The organism is Mesorhizobium sp. M7A.F.Ca.US.005.03.2.1 (assembly GCF_003997795.1).
Classification (GTDB): Bacteria; Pseudomonadota; Alphaproteobacteria; order Rhizobiales; family Rhizobiaceae; genus Mesorhizobium; species Mesorhizobium ciceri.
Map to the genome: position 1 here is coordinate 1 of NZ_RZRP01000387.1, position 5,821 is coordinate 5,821.

General features: G+C 64.1%; 6 protein-coding genes, 1 pseudogene and 1 riboswitch. Of the genes and pseudogenes, 3 read left to right on the plus strand and 4 right to left on the minus strand.

Features of this window, described 5'->3' with window-relative positions; all coding sequences use genetic code 11:
• Nucleotides 1-339 (minus strand): aldo/keto reductase (locus EN991_RS20705; protein ID WP_164769233.1); only part of this gene is annotated, 339 nt, incomplete at its 3' end.
• A gap of 120 nt (nt 340-459) precedes the next feature.
• A complete protein-coding gene (locus EN991_RS20710; RefSeq protein ID WP_024503756.1) occupies nt 460-981 on the minus strand; it encodes a gamma-glutamylcyclotransferase in 522 nt (173 codons plus the stop codon).
• Nucleotides 982-1,123: 142 nt separating this feature from the next.
• Between EN991_RS20710 and EN991_RS20715 the strand changes: the two genes are divergently transcribed.
• Complete coding sequence (locus tag EN991_RS20715; RefSeq protein ID WP_127369426.1) at nt 1,124-2,122, plus strand: DUF2125 domain-containing protein; 999 nt, start codon at nt 1,124-1,126, stop codon at nt 2,120-2,122.
• A 7-nt stretch (nt 2,123-2,129) separates the two neighbouring features.
• Nucleotides 2,130-3,053, plus strand: coding sequence for a sugar kinase (locus EN991_RS20720; RefSeq protein WP_127369427.1), 924 nt, complete (start codon nt 2,130-2,132; stop codon nt 3,051-3,053).
• 7 nt (nt 3,054-3,060) lie between these two features.
• Here the strand turns inward: EN991_RS20720 and EN991_RS20725 are convergent, their stop codons facing one another.
• Both EN991_RS20725 and hisC read right to left on the minus strand, forming a co-directional pair.
• Nucleotides 3,061-3,996, minus strand: coding sequence for a prephenate/arogenate dehydrogenase family protein (locus tag EN991_RS20725; protein WP_206519224.1), 936 nt, complete (start codon nt 3,994-3,996; stop codon nt 3,061-3,063).
• 5 nt (nt 3,997-4,001) lie between these two features.
• On the minus strand, nt 4,002-5,111 hold the full coding sequence (gene hisC / locus EN991_RS20730) for a histidinol-phosphate transaminase (protein WP_127369429.1): 1,110 nt from the start codon (nt 5,109-5,111) through the stop codon (nt 4,002-4,004).
• A gap of 137 nt (nt 5,112-5,248) precedes the next feature.
• Nucleotides 5,249-5,326, plus strand: a riboswitch (SAM riboswitch).
• A gap of 114 nt (nt 5,327-5,440) precedes the next feature.
• Here hisC and metX point away from each other — a divergent pair.
• Nucleotides 5,441-5,821 (plus strand): annotated as a pseudogene (gene metX, locus EN991_RS20735) (homoserine O-acetyltransferase); the annotation flags it as partial.

A 5,821-nucleotide genomic window follows, 5' to 3' on the forward strand; every position in this document is an offset into this window, starting at 1 on the left:
CTTCAACGATGCGTCGACGGCCTTTTCGATGTAGGCGGCGGACAGGTCCTTGTGCCCCTGTCCCATATCCGAACCGACCTTGGTGATCACCACGACCTTGTCGCGATTGCCACGGTCTTTCATCCATTTACCGATGATGGTTTCCGATTCGCCGCCCTTGTGGCCTGGAACCCAGCGCGAATAGGCGTCCGCCGTATCGATGGCGTTGAGGCCGGCGCCGACGAGAAAACCTCGTTCGACCTGCTCGACCGCTTCGTCGGCAGTCCAGCCGAAGACGTTGCCGCCCAGAACCAGCGGCGCGATGGACAAGTCGGTGCGACCGAGACGACGTTTCTGCAAGGCGTATCTCCGGGATGATTGGGCGGGCAAATGGCGCCCGCGGGCTGAGGGTTGGAGCCTAACCTAGGTCTTGCCTGAACGAGGTCAAAGGCCTGGTGGCCTTTTTCCGCAGAGCCAGCTTCACAAAGGCGCGACCTGCCGCGCCACCTCTTCCAGCCAATGGTCGCGAATGCCCAGCGCCTCGAGATGCTCCAGGGTGCTCAGCACATAGTCCTCGTTGTTGCCGGACTGGCCGACCGCACCGCGCACCACGGCCGCCGCATCTGCAGCGTCGAGCGCTCCGGCATATTGCTCGTGCTGGCGGTCGACAATGTAAACCACCGCGTCGACCGTACCGCCGCCGTCGAGGCGAACCTTGAGCAGACGCTCCAGATAGACATTGGTGACCAGCTCGCGCTCGCGCAGATAGGCCATAACCTCGTCGCGCAAGTCGCCGGGGACGCGGAATGCGAGGCCGACGCAGGACCCGCCACGATCGAGGCCGAGCACCAGCCCCGGCCGCTCGCGCGTGCCGCGATGCACGAAGGAATAGACGCATAGCGAGCGCCGGTAGCCATGCAGGCGGGCACGCTGTGTTTCGACATGCGCGAATCCCGGCCGCCAGATCAGCGAGCCATAGCCAAACACCCAAAAATCGCCCATATCGCCGCGCCTGATTGCAAAAGATGCCAACACCGCACCCGGACCGGTGTTTTTTCCGCCCGTCCCGTCTAACTATTCGTCTGTCCACCTGGCGGAATCGACTACCCGTCCGCAATACCCATGCGTTAACGAGAGCCAAAGCATGACGTCAAGTGACGAACGCCAGCCGAACAAACGTCGCCGCCTGATCTGGCTTGCAGCATTCATCGTCGTGCTGTTCGCCCTCTACAGCGGCGGCTGGTTCTATCTGGCTGACCGCGTCAGGAGCGAGGCCGACAAGGCGGTTGCCACGCTCAACAAGAATGGCGTCGAGGCCGGCTGCGCCAATCTCCAGGTCAGCGGCTATCCCTTGAGCTTTACCGTCTCCTGCGACAACCTCGCCTATGAGGACGATGCCAAGAACATTGCGGCCTCGGCCGGCAGTTTCAACGCAGCCGCCCAGATCATCCAGCCTCTGTCGCCGGTTGCCAATCTGCGCGGCCCGCTCAGGACCTCCGTTCCCGACATGGTGCCGCTGTGGATCGACTGGGACAATCTGCAGGCCAATTTCAAATTGTGGTGGCCGCTGCCGCGGCGGATTTCGCTGGAGGCAGAGGGCCTTTCCGGCCAGACCGATCCGGCCGACGATACCGATCCGGTGCAACTGTTCAGTGCCGGCAAGGCATCAGGTCAGTTGCAGCCCAACGGCGAGGATATCGACTATCTCGGCAGTTTCGGCGATCTCGAGGTCGACCCCGACGCAATTGGAGGGCGCGTGCTTCCGGCGCTCGATGCCAGCGGCGACGTGACATTGAAGAACGGCGTCGCACTGATCGGCACGCAGGTGAAGAGCCTTCGTGGCCAGGCGATCGAAATCCGCAACCTTGACCTGTCGTCGGGGACGGCGCGCATCACCGTTTCGGGACCGCTCTCGGTCGATGCCGAGGGCCTGGTCAACGCCGACCTGATGATCAGGTTGAAGGACCCGAAGGCGGTGGCGGCCATCCTCGGCACCGCCATACCCGAGCAGAAAAGCCAGATCGAGCAGGGTTTTTCTGCCCTGGCGGTGCTCGGCAACGAACCGTCCATGCCGCTGAAGGTGGTCAGGGGCAAGGCCTCGCTCGGCTTCATTCCGCTGGGCAAGATCAAGCCGGTCGAATAGCTCAGCCATGGCAAAACCGGTGAAGCTGCTGAGCGTTGGCGCATTGACGCTGGACACCATCCTGCGCGTCGAGACGCTGCCCATACATCAGGGCAAGTTCATGGCCTCCGACGGCGTCCAGATCGCCTCGGGCATGGCCACCAGCGCCGCCTGCGCTGCCCATCGCCTGGGCGCCGAAGTATCGCTGTGGGCGAGTGCCGGCGACGATGCCGTCGCCGACCAGCTCATCGCCGGCATAGAGGCCGAAGGCGTCGATTGCACCTTCGTGCGGCGCGTCAGAGGTGCCCGCTCGGCGCTGGCCTCGATCCTGGTCGACGCGCATGGCGAGCGCATCATCGTGCCGTTCTATGACAGGCTTGCCCAGGCCGATCCCGATGTCCTGCCGGTCGCCGACCTCATGGCATTCGATGCCGTTCTGGTAGATGTCCGCTGGCCGGGTGCGGCGGCACTCGCCCTGAAGGCGGCGCGCGCCATCAGCCGTCCGGCGATCCTCGATGCCGACACCGCGCCGCTGGAGGTCCTTGAGCAGTTGTTGCCGCTCGCTACGCACATCATCGCTTCGGAGCCGGCAGCGCGCATCGTCTGCGGCCAGGCGCTCGATCCGGAAACGGCTTGCGCCGATCTCGCCAGCCGCACCGACGCTTTTGTCGCAGTGACAGGCGGCGCGGCGGGCAGTTGGTGGCACGACCGTCGCGCTGGCTGCGTGCGCCATGTCGCGGCGCCGAAAATCAAGGCGGTCGACACGCTCGCCGCCGGCGATGTCTTTCACGGCGCCTTCGCCGTCGGGCTGGCGGAAGCCATGCCGGTCGAGCAGGCTTTGCGGTTTGCCAGTGCGGCCGCGGCGCTCAAATGCCTGCGCTTCGGCGGCAGGCTTGGGGCGCAGAACCGAGCCGAGACGCTGGCCATGGTTGCGCAGACCTGGCCTGCCTGAGACAGACCTAGCCCTTCGCGGGGTGCTCGACCGCCTGACGGCCGAAATCGGGAACGTCGATGTCCTGGCCGGCTTCGATGATCGAGCGGCGCACGGCGCGGGTGCGGGTGAACAGGTCGAAGAGTTTTTCGCCGTCGCCCCAGCGGATTGCGCGCTGCAGCGACGCCAGATCTTCCGAGAACCGCGCCAGCATTTCGAGGATGGCGTCCTTGTTGTGCAGACAGACATCCCGCCACATGGTCGGGTCGGAGGCGGCAAGGCGGGTGAAGTCGCGGAAGCCGGAAGCCGAATATTTGATCACTTCGGATTTGGTCACTGACTGCAGATCATCGGCGGTGCCGACGATGTTGTAGGCGATGATGTGCGGCAGATGCGAGACGATGGCCAGCGTCATATCGTGATGCTGGGGATCCATCGTGTCGATGTTGGCGCCGCAGCGCCGCCAGAACTCCGACAGCCTCTCCAACGCGTCCGGGTCGGTGTCGGGCAGCGGCGTGAAGATGCACCAGCGATTGTCGAACAGGTCGGCGAAACCGGCGTCGGGGCCGGATTTTTCTGTGCCCGCCAGCGGGTGGCCGGGAATGAAATGGACACCTTCAGGCACATAAGGCTGCACTTGCGCAATGACAGACGCCTTGGTCGAGCCGACATCGGTGAGGATCGCGCCCGGCTTCAGCGCCGGCGCGATTTCCTCGGCAACCGCGCCGGACGATCCAACCGGCACCGAAATGATGACCAGGTCGGCATCGCGGACAGCTTCTCTCGCATCGGTGCTATAGCTATCGCCCAGCCCAAGCTCCTCGGCCCGTGCCAGCGTCGCCGCACTGCGGGTCGAGATGGATACGTGGCGGGCGAGGCCCTCGCGGCGGATGACGCGGGCCAGCGACGAGCCGATCAGGCCGATGCCGACCAGCGCGATCTTTTCAAACATCGGTGATGTCATGGTTTCTAGCTTTTCAGGAATGTCGTGAGAGCGGCGACAACGCCGCGATTGGCCTCTTCGGTGCCGACGGTCATGCGCAGCGCATTGGGAAAGCCATAGCCCGAAACGCGCCGCAATATATAGCCGCGCGCCGTCAGATAGTCGTCCGCCGCCGCCGCCGAATGTTTCTGGTCCTCGGGAAAATGAATGAGGATGAAATTGCCGACGCTGGGCGTCACCCGCAACCCAAGCTTTGTGAATTCCTCACTCAGCCAGGCCAGCCAGGTCTCGTTGTGCGCCACGCTGCGCTCGACATGGGCGCGATCGCGAATGGCGGCGATGCCGGCCTCGATCGCCGTCGCATTGACGTTGAAGGGGCCGCGCACGCGGTTGATGGCGTCGACGATGTGCATCGGCGCATACATCCAGCCGATCCGCGCCCCGCCAAGGCCGATCTTGGAGAAGGTCCGGGTCATCACCACGTTCTCTGCGCTGCCGACCAGTTCGATGCCGGCCTCATAGTCGTTGCGGCGAACATATTCGGCATAGGCCGCGTCGAGCACCAGAAGCACGTTCTTCGGCAGTGCGGCATGCAGACGCCGCACCTCCTGGAATGGCACATAGGTGCCGGTCGGATTGTTGGGATTGGCGAGGAACACGATCTTGGTGAGCGGCGTGACGGCGGCCAGGATGGCGTCGATATCGGCGCGCTCGTCTGTTTCCTTGATCGTCACCGGAACGGCGCCCGCCGACTGGATGTAGATCTTGTAGACCATGAAGGCGTGCTCGGTGATGACGGCCTCGTCGCCGGGCGCCAGATAGGTCTGCGCCAGCAGGCCGAGGATTTCGTCGGAGCCGTTGGAGCAGATGATGTTCTGCGGGTTGAGGCCATGCACCTCGGCGATCGCTTCGCGCAGCCGCCTGGCGGTGCCATCTGGATAGACGTCAAGCTTTCCGGCAATCTCGCGCGCGGCTTCGATCGCCTTCGGCGAGGGCCCGAGCGGGTTCTCGTTGGAGGACAGCTTGTGGACCTTGGCGACGCCGGCAGGCGCCGTGCTCTTGCCCGGCACATAGGCGTCTATGTCCATGATGCCCGCGCGCGGGGTTGGACGTGCCTGGTCCGGTGTCTGGCTCATGTCGCAAAATCCGTCGAGAACGCTTCCTGAGGGAAGCCGCAGCGGAAATACAAGCCGTGGCCTGCAATGTCGAGAGGCGACAGCCTCCCGCCCAAGGCAGGCCGTTGACGCCGGCGCGCCACAGCCCTAGAAGGGGAGCGAACTTCCGTGGTGATTTGGCCGGTCGGCTTGCAGCCACGTTAAACAACTTGCTAAAGGGCCGTTTGCATCCTGTAACCGGCTTTGCGACCGCAATGCCGGTTTTTTGTTGTCCGCGCCGGCCGGACACCCGTATCGGCATCGACTTTCGACGAGTGCGATGCGTGGGCTCAAAGTGTGAGATGGATGTCATGGCCGTTCTGCGTGCCCGCAAAACCAACAACGAGGTCGACCAACCGTCGAGCCCGGTTTTGCGTTTTGGATCCGACAAGCCGCTCAAGCTGGACGCCGGTACGCTGCTGTCACCGTTCCAGATCGCCTACCAGACCTACGGCACGCTGAACGATGCCCGCTCCAACGCCATCCTCGTCTGCCATGCGCTGACCGGAGACCAGCACGTCGCCAGCACCAATCCGGTGACCGGCAAGCCAGGCTGGTGGGAAGTGCTGATCGGGCCCGGCAAGATCATCGACACCAATCGTTTCTTCGTCATCTGCTCCAACGTCATCGGCGGTTGCCTTGGGTCCACCGGCCCGGCCTCGACCAATCCCGCCACCGGCAAGCCCTATGGG

Coding starts and splice junctions, on each gene's coding strand:
- hisC (WP_127369429.1), bottom strand. CDS start 5,111: ATGAGCCAGACACCGGACCAGGCACGTCCAACCCCGCGCGCGGGCATC.
- EN991_RS20725 (WP_206519224.1), bottom strand. CDS start 3,996: ATGACATCACCGATGTTTGAAAAGATCGCGCTGGTCGGCATCGGCCTG.
- EN991_RS20715 (WP_127369426.1), top strand. CDS start 1,124: ATGACGTCAAGTGACGAACGCCAGCCGAACAAACGTCGCCGCCTGATC.
- EN991_RS20720 (WP_127369427.1), top strand. CDS start 2,130: ATGGCAAAACCGGTGAAGCTGCTGAGCGTTGGCGCATTGACGCTGGAC.
- EN991_RS20710 (WP_024503756.1), bottom strand. CDS start 981: ATGGGCGATTTTTGGGTGTTTGGCTATGGCTCGCTGATCTGGCGGCCG.